Consider the following 24,659-nt stretch of genomic DNA (forward strand, 5'->3'; position numbering starts at 1 on the left):
TTATTCCAGCTTTCAAAAAAGAATTTGGGCTTAAGAATGCTTTAGAAGTTCCTAAACTAACCAAGATTACAATTAATTGCGGTTTTGGTAAATTGGCTACTTCTAATCCCAATGGCGCCAAGAATCTTGAAGAAAGAATAGTGAAGGCTCTCACCCTTATTACCGGACAGAAACCTGCCTTAAGGGGAGCGCGTCAATCTATTTCTGGATTTAAACTTAGAGAAGGACAACCCGTGGCTTATGTAGTTACGCTTAGGGGGCAGAGGATGTATGATTTTTACGATCGCCTGATTAACATTGCTCTCCCTCGTTCCCGTGATTTCTGGGGCATAAGTGATAAAAAATTTGATAATAAAGGCAATCTTAATATTGGCATTAAGGAACATACTATGTTTCCCGAAACTGCCGAAGATATCAGTGGCGCCCCCTTTGGCTTAGAAATAAACCTTACTATTAATTCTAAAAACAAAGAGCAGGGGAAAAGGCTGATGGAATTAATGGGTATGCCCCTGGTTGCTGCTGATAGCACCAAAAAACAGAAAAAATAAAATTTTATCTAATTAGCATTTTTCTTAATTATTATATGGCTAAAAAATCAGAAATAGCAAAAACCCTTAAAAAACCCAAATTCAGCACTCGCAAGATTAGTCGCTGTTTTCGTTGCGGTCGCAATCGCGGCTATATTAACAAATTTGGCTTGTGCAGGATTTGTTTTAGGGAAATGGCTCACAAAGGAGAAATCCCTGGCCTTAAAAAAGCTAGTTGGTAAAAGGCTGGTATAATACAAACTATTTAACTCACATAGGTTTTTATGACAATTACAGATCCCATCAGCGATATGCTTACAAGACTTAGAAACGCAATCGCCGTTAAACACACAGTAGTCAAATTGCCCTATTCTAAATTGAAATTAGCTGTTTTAGAGATTCTCTCTAAAGAAGGAGTAATTTCTGAGGTGAATAAAGTTGGTCGCGGAGTAGCTAAAAGTTTAGAAGTCACTTTGAAATACGATGATAACGGCATGCCCCTTATTCACGAGCTTGAAAGGATTTCTAAGCCCAGCAATCGAGTTTACTTGAAAGCTAACGAGATCTATTCTCCTAAAAATCGTTACGGTTTTTACGTAATTTCCACTTCCAAGGGTCTGATGACTTCCAAGGATGCCCGCAAGAATCATTTAGGAGGTGAAGTGTTATTATCTATCTGGTAATTTATTTATCACTGTCTTATGGAAAACAAAGCGAATCAAAAGGAAAATCTTCACCTATTAGTAAAATCCAGAGTAGGGAAGCAGCATCTTATTATTCCCGCTGGAGTACATGTTACTGTTGATGGTCAGGTTATCACTATCGAGGGACCTAATGGACATGATAAACTGATTATCGATAACAACTTCGAGATTATTGTAGATGAAAAAACGATCGCCCTTAAACCAAGGCATAATCTAAAAAATTCGGCCGCTTTATGGGGCACTCTCACATCTCTTCTGAAGAACATGCTTTTAGGGGTATCTGAAAATTTTTCTAAAAAATTAAGTGTGGATGGGGTGGGTTACAAAGCGGAAGTACAGGGACAAAAATTAATTCTCTCTTTGGGCTATTCGCATAACATTGACTTAGAATTTCCTGAAAACATTAAAGTTAGCGTAGAAAAAAATATTATTACTATCTCTGGATGCAATAAACAGGCTGTAGGAGATTTTGCTGCTCTCGTTCATAAACAAAGAAAAGAAGATCCTTATAAAGGCAAGGGAGTCCACTATGTTGATCAACCTATTAGACGTAAAGCTGGCAAAAAAGTAGCTAGTGCTGCCTCATAAAACACCTTTTATTAAAATACTATGGTACAGAATTTAAAAGATAAAAATCGCAGAAAAAATCGCCGGATAGCAAGAGTGCGGGCTAGAATTAACGGCACCGGGGAAAAACCAAGATTAGCCGTTTTCCGTTCTCACAAAAACATTTATGGCCAGCTCATAGATGACGAGAGTCGTAAAACCCTAGTGTCTGTTTCTAGCTTAAAATCAGCCAATAAAAAGAATACTAAGAAAGTTGATTTAGCGGCTGCTCTCGGAGAAGAATTAGCTAAAAAAGCTTTAGCCAAAGGCATAAAGAAAGCTGTTTTTGACAGACGTTCCTACAAATTTCATGGTCGAGTTGCTAGTTTTGCTAATGGCGCTCGCAAAGGAGGACTAAATTTTTAATCTTAATTTAGACTAATAATATTTATTTTATGGTGAGGACTAAATTTGCAAAAAAAGAAGTAAAAGAATTCGACCAAAGAGTTCTCGAATTAGCTAGGGTGACCAGAGTGGTAGCCGGCGGTAAACGTATGAGCTTTAGGGCTACTGTTTTGATTGGTAATCGCAAAGGCAAAATTGGCTTGGGTATCGCTAAAGGTGCGGATGTTACTCAGGCAGTGGATAAGGCAGTTAATCAGGCTAAAAAAGATATGTTGGAAATAGTGACTGTTAATGATACTATTCCCTTTGAAGTGGCTGCCAAATATTCAGCTGCCAAGGTAATTTTGAAACCAGCTGCCAAAGGGCGAGGCATTGTGGCTGGTGGAGCAGTGCGCTGGGTTTTGACTTTAGCTGGTATTCCTAACGTAAGCGCAAAAATTATTGGTCGCACTTCCAATGCTATCAATAATGCCCGCGCTACTTTGGTAGCTCTTAACTATTTTGCTAAAAACAAGCAGTATATTCAACGATAGAAGACAATTATGCAAATACATACTATTACAACAGAACACAAAAATAGGGCTAGGGTAAGAATTGGCCGCGGTGGAAAGCGTGGTACCTATTCTGGGAAGGGTCAAAAAGGACAAAATGCCCGCGCTGGTCGTAAATTTCGCCCCATCATCAAAGAACTAATTTTGAAGCAACCAAAGAGAAAAGGTGTGAATTTCAAGAGCATGAAGATGAAGCCGGCCTTAGTTAATTTGTCAGTTCTAGCTAAAAATTACAAATCTGGCGAAAAAGTTACCCCGAAATCTTTAGTTAACAAGGGCCTAGTGCGCAATATAGGCAAAAGGACTCCTCCTGTTAAAATTTTGGGCAATGCCGATTTAATCATTAAGCTTGTGGTAGAAGGCTGCGCCTGCTCTGCTGCTGCTAAGGAGGCCATTCTTAAGGCTGGCGGGTCTTTGGTATAGTAAAAAATAGTTCTGATTTGTAAATAAGCTTTATTTTATGTCTAAACTTACACATTTTTTAAAAGATAAAGAGCTTAGGCATCATCTCCTAGTAATTGCAGCCATTTTGTTGCTAGTGAGGTTGATGTATGTGATTCCTGTTCCTGGCGTAGACCAAGCCAAGTGGCAGACTATCCTAGAGAATAATAAAATCTTTGGCCTTGCTAGTATGCTATCCGGTGGCGCCCTAGCCAAACTTTCTATTGCCATGCTTGGCATTGGACCATATATCACCGCTAGCATTATTATGCAGTTATTAGCCATGGTTTTTCCGTCTCTCAAAGAAATGGAACAAGAGGGCACTGCAAGCGACCGGAAGCGTTTTGAACAATATTCTCGTATTCTGGCCATTCCTTTAGCTATTCTCCAGGGGTTTAGCTATCTTAATATTTTGAAGGCCCAAGGGGTTATCAATTATACACCCGTTACCTTGCTCCTTAATTTATTGGTCATCACCGTTGTTTCTATCTTTATGATGTGGTTGGGTGAAAATATCACTAGCCAAAAATTAGGCAACGGTATTTCTATTCTTATTTTCTCGGGTATTGTAGCTGAATATCCACAAGAAATTTCCTTGACCATTGCCAACTATTCTGCTAATCCCTCAACAGCTCTAATGCTAAATATTATCATTACTTTCCTTATGGCCTTCCTGGTCATTTTGGGAGTGATTTATGTTACCGAAGCCGAAAGAAAAATTCCAGTTTCTTACGCCAAGAGAGTGAGGGGTACTAAAGTATATGGTGGTGCTTCTACTTATTTGCCCATGAAGGTAAACCAAACGGGTATGATTCCTATAATTTTTGCCAGCTCTATTTTAATGTTTCCCAGTTTGATTGGTTCTCTTCTTTCAACAGTTAAAAATAATGCCACTGTTTTAAAAGTTTCGCATTTTTTAACTACCGTCTTGAACCCTAGCGCTACTAACTGGTCCTATGTGATAGCCTACTTTGTGATGGTGGTGCTATTTACTTATTTTTATACGGCCATTACTTTTGAACCCAAAACTATTTCCGATAACTTACAAAAAAATGGTGGTTTTATTCCGGGTTATCGTCCTGGTAAAATTACAGAAGATTTTCTCAATAAAACCTCAACTAGAATCACTCTTTTTGGCGCTATTTTTTTGGGTTTGATGGCCGTTTTGCCGTTTATTGTTCAAAGGTTCACTAAGATTACCACTTTGACTATTGGCGGCGCCGGAATTCTAATTGTAGTTGGTGTAGCCGTAGAAATTATTAAGGCTTTTGAAGCGCAAATATCACTCAGGGAATACGATTCCATTTAAAAGAAAATTTGTCGCTAAAGTTAAAATGGGCTATACTTTGTTAAGTTAGCCCTTTTTAAGTGTTAATTTTTTATTTATTTTCTATGAGCTCCAAACAACCTTTAAATATTTTTCTTCTCGGTCCCTCTGGTTCTGGGAAAGGTACCCAAGCGCGACTCTTAGCGAAGGATAAGAATCTTTTCCATATCAATACGGGTGGTGATTTAAGGGTCATGGCTCAAGAAAAAACTCCTTTGGGACAAAAAGTAAAAAAAATTATAGATAATGGCTATTTAGCACCCTCCTGGCTTGTTTTTTATTCTTGGTTTCGCAAAGTGGCTGAGCTGCCCGTTGCCCATGGGGTTATTTTTGAAGGAGCTCCTCGCGAAATTAATGAAGCCAAAAGAATGGATGAAGTTTTCTCTTTTTTGGAAAGAGATAAACGCGTGTTCATTTATCTAGAAGTTAACTTGAAAGAAGCACAAAAGAGGATTTTAAACAGGCGCTTGTGCGCTAAGTGCCAGACAGAGTATTCTCTCCTTTTGATGCCCGGTCTAACCAAGTGTCCCAAATGCGGAGGTAAATTAATTCGAAGAGCTGATGATACGGAAGCGGCAGTAGTGAGGCGTTTTGCCTTTTTCAAAAAGAAAGTTGTTCCCGTGATTAATCATTATAAAAAACAAAAGAGATTAATAGTTATCAATGGAGACCAATCCATTGATAAAGTTTATAAAGATATCAAACTTGCTCTTAATAAATTTAATTAGGCCGGAGAAATTAAAATATGGTTACGATAAAAACCCAATCAGAAATAAAAATAATTGCGGATGGCGGTCATCGTCTGAGGCAAGTCATGGATATGCTCATAGCAGCAGCTAAGCCAGGTATTAGGGGCGAACAACTAGAAACTCTTACGCGCTCTGCTATCCTTAATTTCGGAGGTAAGCCAGCGTTTCTCAATTACAGTCCCGACCCTGAAGGTGCGCCATTTCCCGCGGCTCTCTGCCTGTCTTTAAACGGCACCGTGGTTCATGGTATTCCTAAAAATACCGGAGCTTTAAAAAATGGCGATCTGGTTAAATTGGATATCGGCATGCAATTTAAGGGTCTTTTTACCGATATGGCCAGAACCATAGTTATTGGTAATTCTACAGCAGAACAAAAAGAGCTTATCGTTGCAGCCAAGGAAGCCTTTTTAGCCGGTCTGAAAATGGCTAAGGAGGGCAATACTTTGGGTGATGTTGGCTTTGCTATAGAGAGCCGCATTCAGGCTCATCATTTTTTTGTTATTAAGGAATTAACTGGCCACGGCTTGGGGTATAGACCACATGAAGACCCTTGGGTTTTGAATTATGGTAACCCTGGCAAGGGCCTAAAACTCAAAAGCGGTATGGTTTTAGCTATAGAGCCAATGCCTGCCGCGGGTACCAGTGAGATTATAGAAAGAAGGGATGGTAGTTTCGTGACTGCCGATGGTTCATTAGCTAGTCACTATGAAAATACTTTAGTAGTAACTCCCACTGGCGGGAAAATTTTGACCAAATAAATAATGTTTATCTTAGGTCTAGATCTCGGGATAAAAAGAATGGGCTCAGCTGTAGCGGATACTAAGACTCAGGTTATTTTTATGTTGCCAACGGCACACTTTAAAAACATTAATCAAGAGTTGGTTCCGACATTGCGCAAAATCATTAATCAATGGAATATCGAAGCAATTGTAGCTGGTCAGCCGCTTTCATTGAATTTAACAGCCACTCAAAGTTCTAAAAAACAAGTTAATTATATTAATCAGATTAAAAAACTTGGTTTGCCAATCTATCTGGAAAATGAAATGCTGACTTCTAAAGAGGCCGAACATATTTTAGCTGCTCAGAAATTAAAAACAGCGTCTTATAAAAAATCTGTGCAAGCGGGAGATATAGACAAAGTAGCTGCATATTTAATTTTAGAAAGTTATTTGCAAAAAAATGGTTACCTTAGATCAAATTCTTAAAATCATTTGGATTAGTATGCTGCCTATAGGGGAATTAAGGGTTAGTATTCCTTTGGCCGTAGCCACTTATCATTTTTCTTACGGCTTGGCTTTCCTTGCAGGAGTGTTCGGTAATCTTCTTTTTATTTTACCCTTGAGCTGGCTTTTAGATTTAGTTATTCTTAAATGGGTTGAAAAGCGCTGGCTTGGTTATCAATTGTTGAACAGTATTTTAACTAGAGCCAAAACTAAAGTACAAGATGCTTATAGCAAATGGGCTAAATGGGGGTTAGCTATTTTTGTAGGAATTCCCTTACCCTTCACTGGGGCGTGGACAGGCACATTGGGAGCGCGCCTTTTGGGCTTTTCTCATAAGGATACCTTTATTTATACCGGTATCGGAGTAGTCCTCGCTGGGATAATTGTTACTTTTGCTACTTTTTTAATCACCAAGGGGATTCATCTATTTTTTATTTAAAATATTTTATCTCTATGAAAAAGGTTCTAGTTTTTAACTGGAAAGCTAATCCCGAATCTTTGGGTGAGGCTGTAAGCTTAGCCGATGTCCTTAATCATTCATTTGCGAGCCTTAGCCCTAAATATGAATTAGCAGTAGCAGTGCCCTCTCTTTATCTGATACCTCTAACACAAATTATAAATAAGGATATTAAGCTTATGGCTCAAACAGTTAGCGCTATTGCCATGGGACCGCATACGGGTGGCGTGGCGCCTGTTATGCTCAAAGCGAACAACTTGAATTATAGTTTATTGGGGCACAGTGAAGATAAAAAGCAAAATAAGCTTGCCAATTCTGATATCGCCTTGCTCCTTCAGGCCAATATGAAAGAAGGGGTAAAGACTATTCTGTGTATAGGGGAGGCGATGAAAAACGATAAGTCCTCAGAGGCACTACAACAACAATTGGATGAAGTCTTATTACCAATCATGACAGTTTATTCTTCTCGAGAAATTTACCATAGTATCGCTTTGGCTTATGAGCCTTTATGGGCGATCGGATCTCAAATAGAAGTAGATTTAAGTTATGTGGAAAAACAAATTACTTTTATTAGAAATTATTTGCAAAATAAATCACTGGAACCACTAGATATTCTTTACGGCGGGTCTGTAGATAAAACAAATATAAAATCTTTGTTGGCTTTACCGGTGCTTTCGGGCGTTTTAATCGGAGAAAGAAGCAGTCAGAAGGATTGGCTAGAAGACTTCTTACAATCTATGCTATAATCACCTTATATAAATTTAACTATTTTTATGAGAAAAGAATATAAATATTTTGCTATAGCCGTTTTTTGCTTGCTAACCGCTTTTTTGGGCAGTATTGTTTGGTACAATGTCCAAAAAATAAAATTGCAACAGGTCGGATCTAATAAAACCATTAGTCTTTCCGGTGAGGGCAAAGTGATTGCTAAGCCAGATGTCGCCGAAATTAGTTTCGGCGTGATTACTCAGAATGCTGATAGCAGCAAGGCCCAAAGCGAGAATGACAGCAAGATGAAAGTGCTTACAGACCTTCTGAAAAGCCAAGGGATTGATGAAAAAGATATTACTACCACCACTTACAATTTAGAACCTCAATATAATTATAACTATTGTCGCACAGGGGCAACTGATTATCGCACTTGTCCTCCAAAAATTACGGGATATCAATTAACCCAGAGAGTGACAGTGAAAATCAGAGATTTTAGTAAAATTAACCTTATTGTTGGCAGCCTTACCCCCAATGGAGCTAATGATATTTCTCAAATTAATTTCACCGTAGACGGACTATCTGGTTATCAGTTGCAGGCGCAAATTGCCGCTATTCAGGAGGTAATGAAAAAGAAAGTTGCTCTGGAGAAAGCCACTGGCATTAAAATCGGCCAGATTATTAGTATCAATAGTGGGTCTAACGTTCCGCTCTATAACTATAAGGCAGTAGATATGCAAGCTAATGCTTCTTTTGGCAGCGGCGTCAATGAAGCTGCCATTAATCCCGGTTCTCAGGAAATTACCTCGCAGCAAACTATTGTTTTTTCTCTCGAATAGCTCATGCTTCAACCTTTAAGTAAGGCCTCAGTAAAAAATAAGCGAGTTTTAGTTAGAGTAGATTATAACCTCTCTTATGATTCCCGTGCTCATAAAATAGGGAGCGCGTTTAGAGTGTCTCAAACCAAGAAAACGATTGATTATCTTATTCAAAAAAATCCTCAATACGTTTTACTTTTGAGCCATTTCGGTCGGCCAGAAGCATATTCTGCTGACCAAAGTTTAAAATTGCTTTTGCCGATTATTCGTCAAACGTTAAAACGAAAGATTGCCTTTCTTGATTACAGACAGGATATTAGTAGCCTAAAAAATGAACTCAAACCAGGCAATATCTACCTTTTAGATAATTTGCGTTTTTGGCCAGGAGAAAATCATAATGATGCCAAATTTGCCAAGCAGTTAGCTAAACTAGGCGATATCTTTATTAACGAGGCATTTAGTGTCAGCCATCGTAAAACGGCCTCCATTTCAGCCATTACTAAATATCTACCTGCTTATCAGGGTTTTCATTTACAAGCTGAAATCGCAGCTCTAGACAAGTTCTTACGCTTTCAAGCCAAGCCCTTTTTCGTTATTCTTGGTGGGGCTAAAATCGCTGACAAATTAGGTATGCTCAATACCTTAATTCCCAAAGCTGATGCTGTCCTTTTGGGCGGCGGACCTGCCAATACATTTATTGCCCAAAAGGGTTATCCTATAGGCAATTCGTTGCAGGAATTGCTGACCCCTCAAGGGGAAAAACTCCTCGCTAGTAAAAAAATTATTTTACCCATAGATTGGAAGGTTTTAAGGCAAGAGAAAATTATTCCAGTGCCGCTAGAAGATGTAGAAGCTCGAGATGTAATAGTCGATATCGGTCCTCGAACGGCGACATTATATGCGCAATTGATCTCTGAGGCAAAAAGAGTTTTCTTTAATGGCCCCCTAGGTAAAAGTGAAAATCTGGCTGAGGCAGCCCTAGGTACTGTCAAAACTTTAAAAGCTATTCCTGCGACGTGTTTTGCTTTGGCTGGAGGAGGGGATACGGGCAGTTTTATAGAAAAGCATAAGCTAGAGAATAAGTTTGATTATCTTTCTACTGCGGGTGGCGCTACTTTAGCTTACCTTAGCGGTGAATCGCTGCCTGGGTTAAAATAGAAATTTATCCTAGAGGTTTTGCCTTACTTGCGCTTGCATAAAAACTATAATCGTCGTGGCTAGTTCACAGTGAATATTCTATGGAAACAGAAAAATTAAATTATTTAAAAGAGAACCCTTTAACTTTTTTAGATATAGAAACTACAGGATTGCGCTATGACCACGAGATAACTGAAATTGGGGGGTTGGTAGTCAGTCAACCAGATTATCGGGAAATAAATGAGTTTGATTTTAAAATAAAACCCCGGCATTTGGAAAAAGCTGATCCAGTGGCATTGCAAATCACTGGGTATAATGACGCCAATTGGGAAAATGCTATTGACTTAAAAACAGCCTTAGCTCAACTGGAAAGTTTAGCTAGAAACACAATTTTAATTGGGCAAAATTTCACCTTTGATTGGGCTCGCCTAGAAAAGGCTTTTTTTGAGAATGGTTGGACAGATATACCCCCGGCTTTTTGCTATCATCGTTTAGATGTTATGTCTATGGCCTTTGCTAAATTATATAAGGAACCAAAACTCAAACATTATTCCTTAAGAGATTTGGCTGATTATTTCGGTGTCACTAATAAGTGTCAACATAGCGCTTTAGAAGATGCTCGAACAACTTATGAAGTTTTTAAAAAAATAATGTCTTTTTAATTCATGACCAATGTTATTGTTCATACAGATGGCGGAGCGCGTGGAAATCCTGGTCCAGCAGCTTTGGGAGTAGTGATAGAAATAGATGGGGTGAAGAAAAATTATGGAGAGGCTATTGGTATTGCTACTAATAACGTAGCCGAATACAAAGCAGTCATTTTTGCCTTCAAAAAATTAAGACAGCTTTTAGGAGAAGTCAAATTAAAAACCGCGAACATCAAGTTGTGCACTGACTCTGAATTAATCGGTAGACAGTTGAGGGGTGAGTATAAAATAAAGGAAGCAGAACTGCAGAAAATGTTTTTGGAAGCCTGGAATCTTAAAATAGATATTCCTCATCTGAGTATTGAGCTCATTCCCCGAGAAAAGAATAAAGAGGCTGATTTAATGGTCAATCAGGTGCTAGATGCCGAGAAGCAGAAGTTATTTTAAGCAGAAAAAGTGTTTAGGCTTGATAAAATGCAAGGCTTGTCTTAAAAGCTGATTCATGGTTTAATACTCTGCCGGTACTGGCAAACGCCAAGACTTGTCTTGGAGGAAAGTCCGAACATTTTTAAACGGGTGGTTGCTAACAGCAACCGTTACCATCCTCGTTGCATAAACAGGGGTGGTGATAGGGAAAGTGCCACAGAGACTATACTATTACCCCTTGGGGTGACAAAGGTGAAAAGCGAACCGTTAAACGGTTCCCTATATAGAAATGATTCTATATAGTGGCAAACCCCAGATCACTTAGTGATCGCCAAGAATGCAAATTCTTGGTCCTAATGCAAGAGCAACCGTAGCGGGTTTCCCGTTGCGAGAAAAGTAGCTCGCTTGACCCTAAAAGCAATTTTAGGGCTAGATAGATGTTTGCCTAATACAGAATTCGGCTTATAATATCGGTATCAGAATGTCCGCCTTAAAGGCGGATGTTTTGATTGAAAACAAGTCTTATTTGTTTTTCCTTGCGAGTGTTGCTAAACTAGTTAAGATTTCCCGTTATTTATTACCCCTATGTTTGCTTCCAATAATCATGTTGTAGATTTGCGACCGCAATCTAATCGCTCCTTCAAGAAAAAAGGTAGTAGGCATTTTTCTTTAGGGGCTGTTTTGTTATTGATTTTAATATTGGGCGTAGTTATCGGCGGTGGGGGACTAGTTTATGGGTTAAATCATCTAGAAAATAAAGATTCTCAATTGGCGCCAATACTACCGAGTTTAGCCGAAAATTTATCCGGCTTTGAATGGCAAAAAGCTTCTGACCAAATCAGCTCCTTTAACAATAAAAACATACCAAAATGTTTGGATAACACATTTTTGATTTTAGTAGAGAAAACTCCTATCGGTCACCATTATAAATATGTAAAATTATACTATAGCCTTGAAAGTCTCAATCAAACACTTCGCCAATTACAAACAATCCCTGTTCTTAAAAGTATGGGGCAGACTGGCCAATCATGGGGAGATGTTTATCCCGATTTAATTAAGAACCTTACCAATATAGGCAGTGAGATTAAAGACCTTGGGCAAATGGATGTTTCCCAAGCATGGACTGATTTAAAAATACAGCTAGACAAGCTCAATCAATTATTTGGTGGCAACCAACCAATCAATTATTTATTATTGCTCAATGATTACAACCAAAGCCGTCCTTTAGGCGGTGTTATTGGTGGGGTAGTAGCCGTGACGGTTTCCCAATGGCAAATAAGTTATTGGAGGGCATACAATGCAAGCAGCTTGGATAACCAAATTAGCAGTAAAATCGTTCCTCCCAAAGAGATTCAGCCGATCACTACTAACTGGACGTTACGCCAAAGTAATTGGTTTGGGGATATAAATTTGTTTACCCAAAGTTTTATTTCTTTATGGCAAAAAAGTGGCGCTAGTTCGCTTTTTGAGCCCAATGCTATTGTTCTTTTTAACGCTCACGATTTAAAGCCTTTGGACACTGTTCTTAGTAATTTAAATGTGAGCGGTACCACCATACCCAATCTCAGGAATTACCTAGAAAATAATTTAATAAATTATCGTCTTTCTTCTGGACCACTCGATGACAATTATTTGGATTTTATAAATGATAACCTCTTGCCACAATTAACAGCTATTACTGGTCAAGAATGGCTAACGGTTCTCAGGTCCTATATTCAAGCCCCCACCGCAGTTGTTTCTCAGAAGTATTATTTTTTCCCTTGGAAACAAGCGTCTTTGGCAAAAACTTTTAATGCCGATCAAAATGACGCCTCTTTTTGGTTTACTAGCAGTGATATTAATACCCCTATTTCTAATTTAACCTCTCAAAATATTAAAACTAGCTTAAAACTTGATCCTAAGATAGCAGCTGACGGTTACAAGTTAGATTGGACAGTCAGTCTGACCAACTCGAATACAACAGCATTTAATGATTATATTCGTTTTTATATTCCTCCTGACGCTATAGTTAGTAGTGTCAGTGGTTTTGACAAGTATTTAGTCCCCAACGACCCTATTAATTATAGAGTGAAAAATTTTACCACAGACCAGCTTATTGATAATTGGGAAAAACAAAAACAATGTGCTGGAGATAGCAATTATTGTTTGCTAAGCGAGGGCAATAGAAAGGCCATAGCCGGTTGGTTAAAAATAAAACCAGGCCAAACAAAAACATTAAAATTCAGTTTAGAATTACCAATACAAAGCCAAACCCTTACCCTCATACCCCAAACAGCTATGAATAATATGCTGCAAATAGTCAATAATACCGTACTGCAATCCAGCGCTGATATGCAAACATATGTAAATCATAACAGCACTTTCACTCAAAGTCTTTTAATCAAATTTATCCATGATTAGCTTGAATCGGCACTTTCTCAAAAGTAACCAGACTGGCCTTACTAATGCCGCGGTTTTAATTGCTTTAGCCGCTTTGGTAAGCAGCCTACTGGGGGTGGTGAGAGATGCTCTATTGGCTAGCCATTTAGGGCTGTCTCGCTCACTCGACATCTATTACGCTGCTTTTCGAGTGCCAGATTTTTTCTATAATATTTTTATTTATGGGGCAATTACAGTCGGCTTTATTCCAGTACTAACAAGCTATTTAAAAAAAGATAAACAATCTGGCTGGGATTTAACTAGCGGTCTTTGCTTTTATCTGGGCGGTTTTTTGGTAATTTGCGGCCTATTAGCTGCAATTTTTGCCGTTCCGCTATGTGCTCGTATTTTTCCCGGTTTTACTGCCTCGGAATTGGCCCAAACTGTCTCTATGATGCGAGTGTTAATGATTCAGCCCATTCTTTTGGGTCTCTCTAGCATTTATAGCGCCGTCTTAGAAGTATTTAGATTATTTTTAGCTGACTCCCTTGCTCCCATACTCTATAATGTAGGTATTATTCTGGGAATCATTTTTCTTTTACCCCAATATGGTCTTTTGGGTTTAGCTTTTGGTGTCATCCTTGGGGCTCTTTTTAGCCTTGGGGTACGGATTTTGGCTATGCGAGAATTGGGATATCGCTGGAGCTTTGCCTACAAGGAAATAAGACCTGGGCTCAAAAAAATAGTGAAATTAATGGTTCCCCGCTCAATGACAATTATTCTCTATCAGATTTATATGTCTATCTTGGTGGGGCTAGCTTCCAAGTTGCCTGCCGGGCATTTAGCGGCTTTTAATTTGGCTAACAATATCCAAAGTTTCCCCCAGGTGGTTATTGCCTTGTCTTTAATTGTTTCGAGTTTCCCAGTATTGGCTAAACTGTATACCGATAAAAATGAAACAGGCTTTGCTGAAGTTTTTAGTACGACTCTCAAACAAAGTTTATTCATGATGATACCTATAACAGGGCTTTTTATTGTTTTACGGTACCCCATAGTAAGACTTTTATTGGGCTATGGTAAATTTGGTTGGCAAGCTACTAACTTAACGGCAAACATTCTCTTAATTTTCATTGTGGGGTTAGTTTGTCAGGCTCTCCAAAATCTTCTTATTCGCACTTTCTTTGCCTGTGATAAAAGCGCCGGACCATTTTTTGCCAGTCTCGCCACATATGGTTCTGGCATATTTTTAGCCTATTATCTAAGCCGGCAAAATGGTATTTTAGGGTTAACCTGGGCCTTTGTTATCACTAATATAATATATTTTTTGCTTCTGTTTATACTTCTCTTGCCATCCCTTAAATATGTTAACTGGAGCGGTTTGGGAAAAAGGGTAGGCGAGTATATGCTTATTACCGCTGGTGCATGTTTTATTGGACTAGAAACAGTTAAATTAACTAACTCTTGGTTTAATCAAACAAGGGTATTGGGGGTGATGGGACAAGCTGCTGTTGTGGGAATAGTCTTTTGCGCTATATTTTTATGGGAAGCCAAAGTTTTTAAAATGGAAGAGGTTTCTGCAGTGAAAAAAATTGCCCAACGTTTTCTAAAAAGTCATTAATTGCTTAAGTATGTCTGACGCGAAAAACAATTTCTCGTTTTCTGAAAATATTGTGCGTAACTTTGCTATTATTGCGCACGTTGATCATGGTAAATCTACTCTGGCCGACAGGTTGCTTGAATATACAGGTACCATCAAGAAGGACAAATTAAAATCTCAATATCTAGACCAGATGAGCCTGGAGAGAGAGCGGGGGATTACCATTAAACTTCAACCGGTTCGGATGGAATTTGAAAGAGAGGGTCGCCATTGTATTTTTAATCTTATTGATACGCCGGGTCACGTTGATTTTACATACGAAGTCTCCCGTTCGCTAGCAGCTGTGGAGGGGGCGGTTCTTTTGGTAGATGCGACCCAAGGAATCCAGGCTCAAACTATTGGCAATTTAAATCTAGCCCAAAAACAAGGTTTGAAAATAATAGGCGCCATTAATAAAATTGATTTGCCTGGAGCGGATATAGATAATCGACGCTTGGAATTAGCTGCGCTTTTAAACGTTGATCCAGACGAAATACTTTTAGTTTCGGCTAAAACAGGACAGGGTGTGCAAACCCTCATTGATAGGATTATAAAAGATCTTCCCCAGCCGCTGGGAAATAAAAACAAACCCTTTAAGGCTCTGGTTTTTGATTCCGTTTATGATTCTTTTAGGGGGGTGATTGCTTATGTTAGGGTAGTGGATGGTAAAATTAATGGCAGGGCTAAATTACATTTTATTGCCAAGGAAAGGAACGTGCAAAGTATAGAAAGCGGGTATTTTAAGCCAGAGCTTCTTCCTCAGGATTTTTTGGAAGCCAATGATATAGGTTTTATTGCTACTGGGCTTAAGGACCCTTCAGTTGTAACTATCGGCGACACTATTACCGATGCTGCTGGACTAGCCAGTGGTGTTACTTTGTTGCCGGGCTATAAGGAACCCCAACCAGTTGTCTTTGCGGGTTTTTATCCTATTGATCAAAAACAATTTGAGGAATTCAGAGAAGCAATTTTAAGGCTAAAGCTGAATGATTCTTCTCTCTTTTATGAACCTGATAATTCGGAAGCATTGGGTAGGGGTTTCCGCTTGGGCTTTCTTGGATTGCTCCACTTAGAGATTACCCAAGAAAGGTTAACTACCGAATATAATTTACAATTAGTAACCACTTCCCCCAATGTTAATTATAAAATTTATCTTCAAGACCATAGAATAATTTACATTACTAATCCGGCCGAATGGCCAGAAGACCAATTGATTGAGCACGTAGAGGAGCCTATGGTTAGAGTAGAGATTTTAGTGCCTACAAATTTTCTTCCGCCCGTTCTAAATCTTTTTAATGGCATTCGCAATAGCATCCTAGTTTCATCAAAAACAGTAGGCAATGAAACAGTGGTTTTACATTATGAACTCCCCTTAAGCGAACTGATCAAGGATCTTTATGATAAACTTAAATCAGTTTCTCAGGGTTTTGCCTCTCTTAGTTATGAGGTAATTGATTACCGCCCTGCGGCCGTAACGCTTCTAAAAGTGCGCCTGGCTGGTAAATTCTTCCCCAGTTTATGCCGGGTAGCTCCTCTCTCTGGCATAGAAAGAGAGAGTCGTCAGCTAGCCCTCAATTTGAAAGAAATCTTGCCTCGAGAATTATATACTATAGCTATTCAGATAGAAGGTATGGGAAGAATTGTAGCTAGAGAAACTATTCCAGCTATGCGCAAGGATGTTACAGATTATCTTTATGGTGGCGACCGTAGTCGCAAAATGAAGCTTTGGAAAAAGCAGGCTAAAGGGAAAAAGAAAACCTTGGCTATGGCTGATTTGCATCTCAGTCCAGAAACTTTTCTTAAAATCCTCAAAAAAAATAATCAATTGTAATTTTATGACCTCTTCCAATTTTAAAAAAATTACTAAATTTATTTTTTGGATTTTTGTTGCTGGTGTAGCACTGTTTTTAATGAACAGGCTTTACAGCCCTATTATCAAGAACTATTTATTTCTCAAAAAAGAAAAAGCTCAATTATTACAGCAAAAAAATGATATGCTAACCAACACAGAAACTCTTAAAAACCAGATAAAAAGTTCTCAAGAAGATAGAGGATTAGAAAGATCAGCGCGGGTTGAACTTAATTTGAAAAAGGAAGGGGAGGGAGTCATTTTCGTTTCCGAGGCTACTACAACCACTGCACCCCCTACAAATCAGTCAAGATTTTTATGGCTAAAAATTAAAGCGTGGTTTTCTAGGTTCAGATTTTAATTATATACATTTTATCTTTTTTTAGTTATAATAGGAAACCGATTGCGTGATGATTCAGTTTTTTTAAGCGGGTGTAGTGTAGCGGTAACACGTTTCCTTCCCAAGGAAAAGACCGCCAGTTCGAATCTGGTCACCCGCTCATACAGGTAGTTTTGAAGCTTGTGCCGATGTAGCTCATCCGCCAATTGGCGGAGGTAGAGCCGATACGCCATTCAGTGCCCTTTTAGTTCAGTGGCAGAACAGTGGTTTCGTAAACCACAAACGTCAGTTCAATTCTGACAAAGGGCTCCTTTTTTTATCAATCATAATGGTTGCTGAACTTGACTGTCAATGCTATTTTTGATATTATAACAATGTTTTCCATAGACATTAGGTACCAAAATGGGTAAAGCCTAACGAGGGGACAAGCGGGTCTTTGGCTCATGCTTGTTCAGGTCGATCTGTGGGAATCACAGATTTTTTAATTCACAAAATTTATGCTTACTCGAGAAGAAAAATCAGAAGTGCTCAAAGAGCTCAATGATAAATTGGCCCTAGCTAAGGGAATCTTCTTTATAGACTTTGGCAAAACCAAAACCTCTGATATTAACGGTCTGAAGAAGAATTTAATTCCTATTAACGGAGAATTCAAAGTAGCTAAAAAAACTTTAACTCAAAAGGCTTTAAAGAAGCAAAATAAGACTATCGCTCCTTTTGAACCCTCTGGTCCTATGGCTGTGGGCTTGGCTTATTCTGATGTTGTGCCTGTAGCCAAAGCGTTAGTGGATTTTGGCAGAAAGAGTCAGACGTTAAAAGTTCTAAGCGGTTGGGTGGATGGTCAAATTTATAGCAGTGAACAAATAATTACCCTCTCCAGGCTGCCTTCTCTGAAGGTGCTACAGGCCCAATTATTAGCTACGCTTAATGGTCCCCCTCAGAATTTGGTTTATGTTTGCAACGGCAACATCGCCAAATTGGTTAATGTTTTACATGCCGTGAGCGAAAAGAAAGTTTAATATAAGTTATAAATAAATTAATATATAAAAATATGGCTGAAGAACAAAAAGAAGTTATTGTCCCAGAAAAATTTCAAGATATTGTCTCTAAATTAGAGAAATTAACCGTTTTAGAAATGGCTGAATTAGTGAAAGTATTAGAAGACAAGTTTGGTGTTAGCGCTGCCCCTCAGGTCGTAGCTGGAGCGGCCCCTGCCGCCACTGCAGATACTGGCGCCGGAGAACAAACTAAATCTACCGTTTCCGTTATGTTAAAAGAGGGAGGTGAAAGCAAGATTCAGGTTATTAAAGCTCTTAGAGAAATTACTGGTTTAGGTTTGCAAGAAGCCAAAGCTATTGTTGATGCTGCTCCTAAAGCTGTAAAAGAAAATATTGCTGTAGCCGAGGCTGAAGATATAAAGAAAAAATTAGAAGAAGCTGGCGCTACTGTCGAGCTCAAATAAATGTTTGCTTTTAGCGTGTCCGAGAAAGGGTTTTTGGGCAGAAAAGCGCTTCTTATATAGAAAGCGCTTTTTTGTTGAAAAAAAGGCGCAAACAGGATATAATAAAAAAGTCTTAATAAACTGAAAGTTAATTAAGATTTGTAGTTGAGCGTAGTTTGAGCATTAAAGTTTAATCCGTTTAACGGATTAAAAATTGTAAATTGTAAATTGAAAATTATTTATATTGTATGCCTATAGACTTAGAAGATTTGTTTGGGTCTAAGGATAAGGTCAAAATCCTCAGATTTTTTCTTAACCACGTTGGCACAAACGTCTCCTTAAGCGAGTTGCAAAAAACCCTAAAGTTAAAAAGAGCCTCCTTAAATGCAGAAATAAAGAAGTTAAAAAATTTGGGCTTAATTAAGGAGACTAGGCGTTATTTAGTACCCAAAAATCAAACTATTCCGGCTCCCGCAAAGAAGGGAAAGAAGAAAAAAGCGATGGAGATACCTAGAAAATCGGTTTCTGTTTATTTTGTAAATGATAATTTCGTTTTTCTTAATGAATTGCAAAATATAGTAGGACATTCTAGCGGATTTGGTCAGTCTGAATTATCCAGTCAGCTTTCTAGGATAGGGCAAATAAAGTTAGCCTTGATTGCAGGTAGTTTAATTAATAATACCAAAGCTCGTGTCGACCTTCTTTTAGTGGGAAATAAAATAAAAGAGAAACGATTACAAAATATTATCAGCGATTTAGAGGCTAATATTGGCAAAGAGATTAATTATACCTTAATGAATACGGGAGAGTTTTTAGAAAGAAAGGGTATGGGTGATGTTTTTATCAGGGATATATTTGAATGGCCCAACAAAATTCTTATTAACCGTTTCTAAAGATTACTGATTGCAAAAGTAAACCATGAAATAATAGTTAAATTGCTGGTATGAAGGGCGGTTAGCTCAGCGGTAGAGCATTGCATTCACATTGCAGGGGTCATAGGTTCGAATCCTATACCGCCCACTTTTTTCCCTTAATGTCATTAATTAAAAATTTTGGAAACTATGAATATCAATAATAAAGGTTTGTGGGTTTTTGCTGCCATTGCAGGCATAGCCCTAATTGTGACCGGCTTTTTGGTGACTAATGCTATCTACAAAATAAAAAACTCAGAAAACACCATTGCGGTAACAGGTTCCGCTAAAAAAAATGTCACTTCGGATTTAGTGAAGTGGACAGGTTCTTTCTCTCGTAATATAGGTGTAGATGGTCTTAAAGAGGGATATGCCTCTATGAAAAAAGATTTAACCACCTTGCAGGCCTACCTTAAGACCAATGGTATTAACGATGACGCTTATACTATTTCTCCTGTATCCGTAGAGAATGTTTATAACTATAAACAGGATGGGGGTAGCCAATTGGTAGGCTATATTCTCAGACAAAATATAATTGTCCAAGCGAATGATTTACAAAAAATTACCAAGCTTGCTCAAGACGTGACGCCTATTATTAACCAAGGGCTTATCTTTTCTACCCAATCTCTTGAATATTTTTATACCAAATTGCCAGAAGCTCGTGTAGAACTTTTGGCCGAAGCTACTAAAGATGCCAAAAATAGAGCAGAAAAAATAGCTCAAAGCACCGGTGCCCAAGTCGCTTCTCTCCGTTCGGCAAGTGCAGGAGTGATTCAAGTTCTGCAGCCCAACTCTACCGATGTGTCTGACTCAGGAGCTTATGATACGAGCACCATTGAAAAGGAAATTACAGCAGTCATCAGAGTTTCTTTTTCTCTTAGGTAGCATTGAATAGCGCTAGTTAGAAAACAGCTTTTCTTTAAAAAGAAGAGTTGTTTTTTTATTTTCATAAAATGATTGTGTGAATAAAAAGTGGATAAGAAAATATTGCTTCTAATTCTCTCGAAAATATTCCTGTTAAGCCCTTTAAATACTGTGTTTGTTTGCCTCAGGTAAATTGCTCAAAATTATTCATAATGTGGGGAATAGGTATTGACTTAAAAGTCTCTGTGGCATAAAATGGATACAAGTTGGATAAAAGTGGATAAAAGTGGGGATAACTAAGTTTGGTAGGGGATAACTTAAAGACCCTTTTACACACTAATTATTAATTAACAGTCGCTTTTGTAGGCAATGTTTATAGGAGAATACCACCATAGCATAGACCAAAAAGGCAGATTATCTTTACCTGTGAAATTCAAGTCGGATTTAGCCGGCGGAGCAGTATTAACACGGGGGATAGATAACTGCCTTTTTTTGTGGCCCAAGGCTGCTTGGGCAGACTTTGTTAATAAAATCCAATCATTGCCTTTAACTCAGGCAAATCCTCGCGCCTTCGCTCGCTTAATGCTCGGTGGCGCTATGGAGGTAGAGATAGATTCCCAAGGTAGGATTCTGATTCCTAATTATTTGGAGGACTATGCCAAGTTGGGGAAAAAAGCTGTAGTTATCGGCCTCAATAATCGTTTGGAAATTTGGGATGAGAATAGTTATAAAGAATACCAAACCAAGACAGAAAAGGCTTCTGCAGAAATCGCTGAACAGCTAGTCTTTTAATGCCTATGCACGTTCCAGTTCTTTTACAAGAAGTTTTAAAATATTTAGCCCCTCAACCTAACGAGAATTTTATCGATGGCACTCTGGGCACAGGAGGTTATACCAAAGCTATTCTGGAACTGACAGCTCCTCATGGTCGAGTGTTGGGAGTAGATTTAGATAAAGAGGCTTACCAGAGGGCTCAAGAAACTCTAGTGCAGAATCATATTGACAAGGAGCGCTTGTTATTTAGGCAGGGAAATTTTTCCGCATTGAGAACTATCGTAACGCAAACTAATTTGGGTAAAATTAGCGGTATAGTTCTAGACCTTGGCTTAAATACCGATAGTTTAGAAAATTCTGGTCGCGGTTTTTCTTTCAAAAAAGATGAACCACTAATGATGACATTCACAGCTGATTGGCAAAATGCCCCTCGCACAGCGGCTACAATTGTGAACAGCTATTCTGAAAGAGAGTTGGCAGATATCTTTTGGCGGTACGGTGAAGAGAAATACAGCCGTTCAATTGCTAGAAACATTGTTAGCGCCAGGAAGCGGAATCCTATTACGACAACCCAAGCGCTAACATCCATTATTGAGCAATCCGTACCTAAAGGATACGAAAGGGGACGCATTAATCCTGCCACTCGCACTTTTCAAGCCCTAAGAATTGCTACGAATGACGAGCTAAATAATTTAAAAACTGCTTTGGAAGAAATTCCCAATCTTCTTCCCGAAGGAGGCCGTTACGTCGTAGTTAGTTTTCATTCTTTAGAGGACCGCCTGGTTAAGAGGGCTTTTAGAAAATTGAAAGAAAATGGTCAAGCCAAAATTCTCACTCCCAAGCCGGTAGTTGCCGGTGAGTCCGAAATTAATCTTAATCCCAAGAGCCATTCAGCTAAATTAAGAGCGATTCAAATCATTTAAGTTTATCAAGTTCATAAAGTTCGTGGAGCAAGGCACAACAATAATTTGTAATTTACTAATTTTTCAGTCATTTGTCAGGTCTCAATATTTAAACTGCGTGCCATAAGTTTTATTCGAAATTTAAAATTTAGCCTTTAAAATTTTTAATATATATCATATGCCAGACATTGCTTATAGAATCAGCGCTAACTCAAATTTTTCTGATAGTGCAAACACTGGCTTAAGTATGCTTTATTTTAAAAGTGTGAAAAAGACCAAGCGCCTGCTGGGTAGTGTCAGCCTGGCAACTTTTGTGCCCATTTTAGTTGCGTCGTTATTTTTGACACCCTACATTGCCTTGCGTTGTCAGATTGTCAGTCTTGATAGTGATATAAAAACTCTCAAGAAATCTCTTTCTGCTCTTACCGAAAACAATAATAGTCTGGAAAATATTGTTTTTAATGATATCTCCTTAGCCCAAGTTTCCAATTGGGCTCAAGCCAATCATTTTGTTGAAGTTAATGATTTTTACCCGTTAGTCCTCAACTCCAACGATAGCGTAGCTTTCACCGAATAGCCTTTAAGTTCTCTTCTTTTGGATGTCTAGTAATCATATTTCCAAATCATTTCGTATCCGCACCACTATAGTGTTTGTTTTGGCGGTCTTTTTACCGGTACTAGCGATAGTAGGACGTTTATTTTATCTGCAAGTGATTAAAGGAAATTATTATTCCAAGCTAGTTTTGGATAAAAACTATGCGGCCATCAATATCAAACCAGAAAGGGGTACCATTTATTTTGAAGACCATATTAATAACACTTTGGCGCCAGTAGCTACGAATAAAGTGTATTATACTCTTTATTTGGACCCTTCTAGCGTAGAGGTTGACCAACAGGAGGAACTGATTAAAGATTTGAAAACCCACTTTCCTGACCTCGAAGAAACAAAAATTAGGGAAGGTCTAGCTAAAACTAAGTCAAAATATTATCCCTTAATTACTAAAATAGACGATTACGATTTAGTAAGTCAGTTGCAAAAAAATCCAATTGCCGGTGTTGGTTTTGCCAAAGAGAGCATACGCTATTATCCCTTTGGAACCTTAGCTAGCCAGGTAATTGGTTTTTTGCAGACAGACAACAAGACCAAGAATCTGGTTGGAGTTTACGGTTTGGAGAAATATTATAATGATATCTTGGAGGGGTCTAGCGGCACTTTCGAGGGAGCTATTAGTGGTATTGGTACCTTGATTCGTTCTCTTGGCAGCAAAGAGCAGGCAGTGATACCGGGCAGCTCTATCATTACTACCATTGATAAAAATGTTCAGTTCAAAACAGAGCAAGAACTGCAAAATATAGTAACGCAAAAAGAAGCCGCTAGCGGTATGGCCATTATCATGGAAGCAGACACAGGCAAAATTCTCGCTATGGCTAATTACCCAACTTTTAACCCTAATGAATATTCAAAAATACGCGACTATAGTTTGTATAGAAACAATACGGTGGAAAACAGGTACGAATTAGGGTCTGTGGTCAAAATCTTAACTATGGCCGCAGGGTTGGACGCCGGAAAAATCACAGAAGCGAGCACTTATAAAGATGACCATAAAATAACCCTCAACAATAAAACTATTGGCAATTATGAAGGGCATTTGTACGGTTTGGTTGACATGAAGGAAATATTGGCGAAATCTATCAATATGGGCGCTGTCTATATAGAACAGCAGTTGGGCGGTTCGGCTTTGCGTGATTATTTTAAAAAATTCGGTCTTGATAGCAAAACCGGCATTGACCTTCCGAACGAGGCTGAGGGTTCCTTAAAAAACATTGATAGGCAAGAAGCCAGAGAAATCGATTTTGCGACTGCTGCCTATGGGCAGGGCATTGCTACTACCCCCATAGAGATGGTAAGAGCCACTACTGCCATTACTAATAATGGTAAACTTGTAAATCCTTATATCCTAGAGGGGATTAAGAAACCAGATGGCACCATAGAACCAATACATGTCGATAACGAAGATACTAATACTGTTATCAGCCCCGAAGTTGCTGCTAAAGTTAAGGCCATGATGGTTTATACAGTGGAAAATGGATATGGCAAACGGGCTAAAGTAAAGGGTTATAAATCCGGGGGTAAAACAGGCACGGCTATGATGTTTGTTAACGGAGAGTATTCCGATACGGATAATATTCATTCTTATATCGGCTTCTTTCCGGTTGACAAGCCTAAGTACATCATTTATGCAGTTCTAACTAAGCCTATGGTAGGACTTTCAGCCGAAAGCACGGCGACTGTTCTCTGGCATAACCTATCTGCCTACCTCATCAGCTACTACAACATACCTCCGGACGACCTAACCAATTAATTAACTGTTTATTTTAATTATCCAAACAAGCAAGAATAAAAAATAGCCGGTTAATAAACTAGCGGTTAAAAATAAAATTAATTTCCATTTAGATTCTTTGCTTTTAAATCCAAGGAAGATATCGCTTAGAATAAAGATAGTGGCGATAGCGGGGATAGAAAGCAAACTGCTGCGATTACTGAAATAATCGACGCCAAAAGAATTTCGATGTAAGACAATACTGCTTCCTGGTCCCAATTTAATAACATAATGAATAGCTAATACCCAGGTTAAACCTAGAATTACGGCAATGGCAATTAGCCAGTATGTTTGTAGATTCTTTTTAAATTGCATTTTTTGAGAAGTATTTTTGTATTCTTTCTATCCCTTGTTTGGGCATTTTAGAATATTAATGTATTACACGTCCTAGTGCATCTTTTTCAGTTACGGTTTGGACTTTGGACTTTGGACATTGGACTTTTTTGTATCCGTTGTCTTATTCTTTGGCTGCGGTTTAAACTTTAGACTTTGGACATTGGACTTTTTTGTATCCGTTGTCTTATTCTTTGGCTGCGGTTT

The 24,659-nt window shown here is 38.5% G+C and carries 30 protein-coding genes, 3 tRNA genes and 1 other RNA gene; 33 read left to right on the plus strand and 1 reads right to left on the minus strand.

The genetic code is table 11. The features are described from left to right. The 33 genes from rplE to PK547_01565 all read left to right on the plus strand — a co-directional run. On the plus strand, nucleotides 1-548 hold a 548-nt coding region (gene rplE / locus PK547_01405), incomplete at its 5' end, for a 50S ribosomal protein L5 (protein HPR91374.1). A gap of 35 nt (nucleotides 549-583) precedes the next feature. Further along, nucleotides 584-769, plus strand: coding sequence for a type Z 30S ribosomal protein S14 (locus PK547_01410; protein HPR91375.1), 186 nt, complete (start codon nucleotides 584-586; stop codon nucleotides 767-769). A gap of 42 nt (nucleotides 770-811) precedes the next feature. Next, a complete protein-coding gene (rpsH, locus tag PK547_01415; GenBank protein HPR91376.1) occupies nucleotides 812-1,210 on the plus strand; it encodes a 30S ribosomal protein S8 in 399 nt (132 codons plus the stop codon). A gap of 18 nt (nucleotides 1,211-1,228) precedes the next feature. Further along, complete coding sequence (gene rplF, locus PK547_01420; GenBank protein ID HPR91377.1) at nucleotides 1,229-1,819, plus strand: 50S ribosomal protein L6; 591 nt, start codon at nucleotides 1,229-1,231, stop codon at nucleotides 1,817-1,819. A gap of 21 nt (nucleotides 1,820-1,840) precedes the next feature. Beyond that, entirely contained in the window at nucleotides 1,841-2,203 is a 363-nt protein-coding gene (gene rplR, locus PK547_01425) for a 50S ribosomal protein L18 (protein HPR91378.1), read from the plus strand. A 29-nt stretch (nucleotides 2,204-2,232) separates the two neighbouring features. Beyond that, nucleotides 2,233-2,715: a 30S ribosomal protein S5 gene (locus PK547_01430; protein HPR91379.1), complete on the plus strand. Its 483-nt coding sequence runs from the start codon at nucleotides 2,233-2,235 to the stop codon at nucleotides 2,713-2,715. A 9-nt stretch (nucleotides 2,716-2,724) separates the two neighbouring features. After that, nucleotides 2,725-3,156: an uL15 family ribosomal protein gene (locus tag PK547_01435; GenBank protein HPR91380.1), complete on the plus strand. Its 432-nt coding sequence runs from the start codon at nucleotides 2,725-2,727 to the stop codon at nucleotides 3,154-3,156. A 37-nt stretch (nucleotides 3,157-3,193) separates the two neighbouring features. Then, entirely contained in the window at nucleotides 3,194-4,483 is a 1,290-nt protein-coding gene (gene secY / locus PK547_01440) for a preprotein translocase subunit SecY (GenBank protein ID HPR91381.1), read from the plus strand. Between the two features lie 83 nt (nucleotides 4,484-4,566). Beyond that, entirely contained in the window at nucleotides 4,567-5,229 is a 663-nt protein-coding gene (locus tag PK547_01445) for a nucleoside monophosphate kinase (GenBank protein HPR91382.1), read from the plus strand. Nucleotides 5,230-5,246: 17 nt separating this feature from the next. Continuing rightward, nucleotides 5,247-6,008: a type I methionyl aminopeptidase gene (map, locus tag PK547_01450; protein ID HPR91383.1), complete on the plus strand. Its 762-nt coding sequence runs from the start codon at nucleotides 5,247-5,249 to the stop codon at nucleotides 6,006-6,008. Nucleotides 6,009-6,011: 3 nt separating this feature from the next. Beyond that, complete coding sequence (gene ruvX, locus PK547_01455; protein ID HPR91384.1) at nucleotides 6,012-6,455, plus strand: Holliday junction resolvase RuvX; 444 nt, start codon at nucleotides 6,012-6,014, stop codon at nucleotides 6,453-6,455. Next, nucleotides 6,430-6,912, plus strand: a complete 483-nt coding sequence (locus tag PK547_01460) for a small multi-drug export protein (protein ID HPR91385.1) — start codon at nucleotides 6,430-6,432, stop codon at nucleotides 6,910-6,912. Before ruvX ends, PK547_01460 begins: the two co-directional genes overlap by 26 nt. A 14-nt stretch (nucleotides 6,913-6,926) precedes the next feature. Next, nucleotides 6,927-7,676, plus strand: coding sequence for a triose-phosphate isomerase (locus PK547_01465; protein ID HPR91386.1), 750 nt, complete (start codon nucleotides 6,927-6,929; stop codon nucleotides 7,674-7,676). A gap of 27 nt (nucleotides 7,677-7,703) precedes the next feature. Then, nucleotides 7,704-8,477 (plus strand): SIMPL domain-containing protein, encoded by a 774-nt coding sequence (locus PK547_01470; GenBank protein ID HPR91387.1) that lies wholly within the window; start codon nucleotides 7,704-7,706, stop codon nucleotides 8,475-8,477. A 3-nt stretch (nucleotides 8,478-8,480) separates the two neighbouring features. Continuing rightward, on the plus strand, nucleotides 8,481-9,614 hold the full coding sequence (locus tag PK547_01475; GenBank protein HPR91388.1) for a phosphoglycerate kinase: 1,134 nt from the start codon (nucleotides 8,481-8,483) through the stop codon (nucleotides 9,612-9,614). 80 nt (nucleotides 9,615-9,694) lie between these two features. After that, nucleotides 9,695-10,255, plus strand: a complete 561-nt coding sequence (locus tag PK547_01480; protein HPR91389.1) for a 3'-5' exonuclease — start codon at nucleotides 9,695-9,697, stop codon at nucleotides 10,253-10,255. Nucleotides 10,256-10,258: 3 nt separating this feature from the next. Continuing rightward, entirely contained in the window at nucleotides 10,259-10,687 is a 429-nt protein-coding gene (locus tag PK547_01485) for a ribonuclease HI family protein (GenBank protein HPR91390.1), read from the plus strand. Nucleotides 10,688-10,755: 68 nt separating this feature from the next. Further along, nucleotides 10,756-11,147, plus strand: an RNA gene (gene rnpB, locus PK547_01490) — RNase P RNA component class A. A 104-nt stretch (nucleotides 11,148-11,251) separates the two neighbouring features. After that, nucleotides 11,252-13,066 (plus strand): hypothetical protein, encoded by a 1,815-nt coding sequence (locus PK547_01495; GenBank protein HPR91391.1) that lies wholly within the window; start codon nucleotides 11,252-11,254, stop codon nucleotides 13,064-13,066. Continuing rightward, nucleotides 13,059-14,642 (plus strand): murein biosynthesis integral membrane protein MurJ, encoded by a 1,584-nt coding sequence (murJ, locus tag PK547_01500; GenBank protein HPR91392.1) that lies wholly within the window; start codon nucleotides 13,059-13,061, stop codon nucleotides 14,640-14,642. Before PK547_01495 ends, murJ begins: the two co-directional genes overlap by 8 nt. Before the next feature lie 10 nt (nucleotides 14,643-14,652). Next, nucleotides 14,653-16,491: a translation elongation factor 4 gene (gene lepA / locus PK547_01505; protein ID HPR91393.1), complete on the plus strand. Its 1,839-nt coding sequence runs from the start codon at nucleotides 14,653-14,655 to the stop codon at nucleotides 16,489-16,491. A gap of 4 nt (nucleotides 16,492-16,495) precedes the next feature. Further along, on the plus strand, nucleotides 16,496-16,870 hold the full coding sequence (locus PK547_01510) for a hypothetical protein (protein ID HPR91394.1): 375 nt from the start codon (nucleotides 16,496-16,498) through the stop codon (nucleotides 16,868-16,870). A 67-nt stretch (nucleotides 16,871-16,937) separates the two neighbouring features. Next, nucleotides 16,938-17,009: transfer RNA gene (locus PK547_01515), tRNA-Gly, on the plus strand. A gap of 78 nt (nucleotides 17,010-17,087) precedes the next feature. Further along, a tRNA-Thr gene (locus PK547_01520) sits at nucleotides 17,088-17,158 on the plus strand. Between the two features lie 188 nt (nucleotides 17,159-17,346). Continuing rightward, nucleotides 17,347-17,865 carry a 50S ribosomal protein L10 gene (gene rplJ / locus PK547_01525; GenBank protein HPR91395.1) on the plus strand — a complete coding sequence of 173 codons (519 nt, stop codon included), beginning with the start codon at nucleotides 17,347-17,349 and terminating at the stop codon, nucleotides 17,863-17,865. A gap of 32 nt (nucleotides 17,866-17,897) precedes the next feature. Further along, the gene (gene rplL / locus PK547_01530) at nucleotides 17,898-18,308 is read left to right on the plus strand and encodes a 50S ribosomal protein L7/L12 (protein ID HPR91396.1); all 411 of its coding nucleotides are present in this window, start codon (nucleotides 17,898-17,900) and stop codon (nucleotides 18,306-18,308) included. A 227-nt stretch (nucleotides 18,309-18,535) separates the two neighbouring features. Beyond that, nucleotides 18,536-19,180 (plus strand): hypothetical protein, encoded by a 645-nt coding sequence (locus PK547_01535; GenBank protein HPR91397.1) that lies wholly within the window; start codon nucleotides 18,536-18,538, stop codon nucleotides 19,178-19,180. A 55-nt stretch (nucleotides 19,181-19,235) separates the two neighbouring features. Beyond that, a tRNA-Val gene (locus PK547_01540) sits at nucleotides 19,236-19,307 on the plus strand. A gap of 41 nt (nucleotides 19,308-19,348) precedes the next feature. Beyond that, entirely contained in the window at nucleotides 19,349-20,083 is a 735-nt protein-coding gene (locus PK547_01545) for an SIMPL domain-containing protein (protein HPR91398.1), read from the plus strand. A gap of 348 nt (nucleotides 20,084-20,431) precedes the next feature. Continuing rightward, nucleotides 20,432-20,854 carry a division/cell wall cluster transcriptional repressor MraZ gene (gene mraZ / locus PK547_01550; protein ID HPR91399.1) on the plus strand — a complete coding sequence of 141 codons (423 nt, stop codon included), beginning with the start codon at nucleotides 20,432-20,434 and terminating at the stop codon, nucleotides 20,852-20,854. A gap of 5 nt (nucleotides 20,855-20,859) precedes the next feature. Then, nucleotides 20,860-21,759, plus strand: a complete 900-nt coding sequence (gene rsmH, locus PK547_01555; GenBank protein HPR91400.1) for a 16S rRNA (cytosine(1402)-N(4))-methyltransferase RsmH — start codon at nucleotides 20,860-20,862, stop codon at nucleotides 21,757-21,759. A gap of 157 nt (nucleotides 21,760-21,916) precedes the next feature. After that, nucleotides 21,917-22,315 (plus strand): hypothetical protein, encoded by a 399-nt coding sequence (locus tag PK547_01560; protein ID HPR91401.1) that lies wholly within the window; start codon nucleotides 21,917-21,919, stop codon nucleotides 22,313-22,315. 22 nt (nucleotides 22,316-22,337) lie between these two features. Continuing rightward, on the plus strand, nucleotides 22,338-24,101 hold the full coding sequence (locus PK547_01565; GenBank protein HPR91402.1) for a penicillin-binding protein 2: 1,764 nt from the start codon (nucleotides 22,338-22,340) through the stop codon (nucleotides 24,099-24,101). Here PK547_01565 and PK547_01570 read toward each other — a convergent pair whose 3' ends face one another. Further along, nucleotides 24,102-24,434 carry a hypothetical protein gene (locus tag PK547_01570; GenBank protein ID HPR91403.1) on the minus strand — a complete coding sequence of 111 codons (333 nt, stop codon included), beginning with the start codon at nucleotides 24,432-24,434 and terminating at the stop codon, nucleotides 24,102-24,104. Nucleotides 24,435-24,659: the final 225 nt, after the last annotated feature.

It is taken from the genome of Candidatus Paceibacterota bacterium (assembly GCA_035404205.1).
Taxonomy (GTDB): Bacteria; Patescibacteriota; Minisyncoccia; order UBA6257; family JAVHQB01; genus JAVHQB01.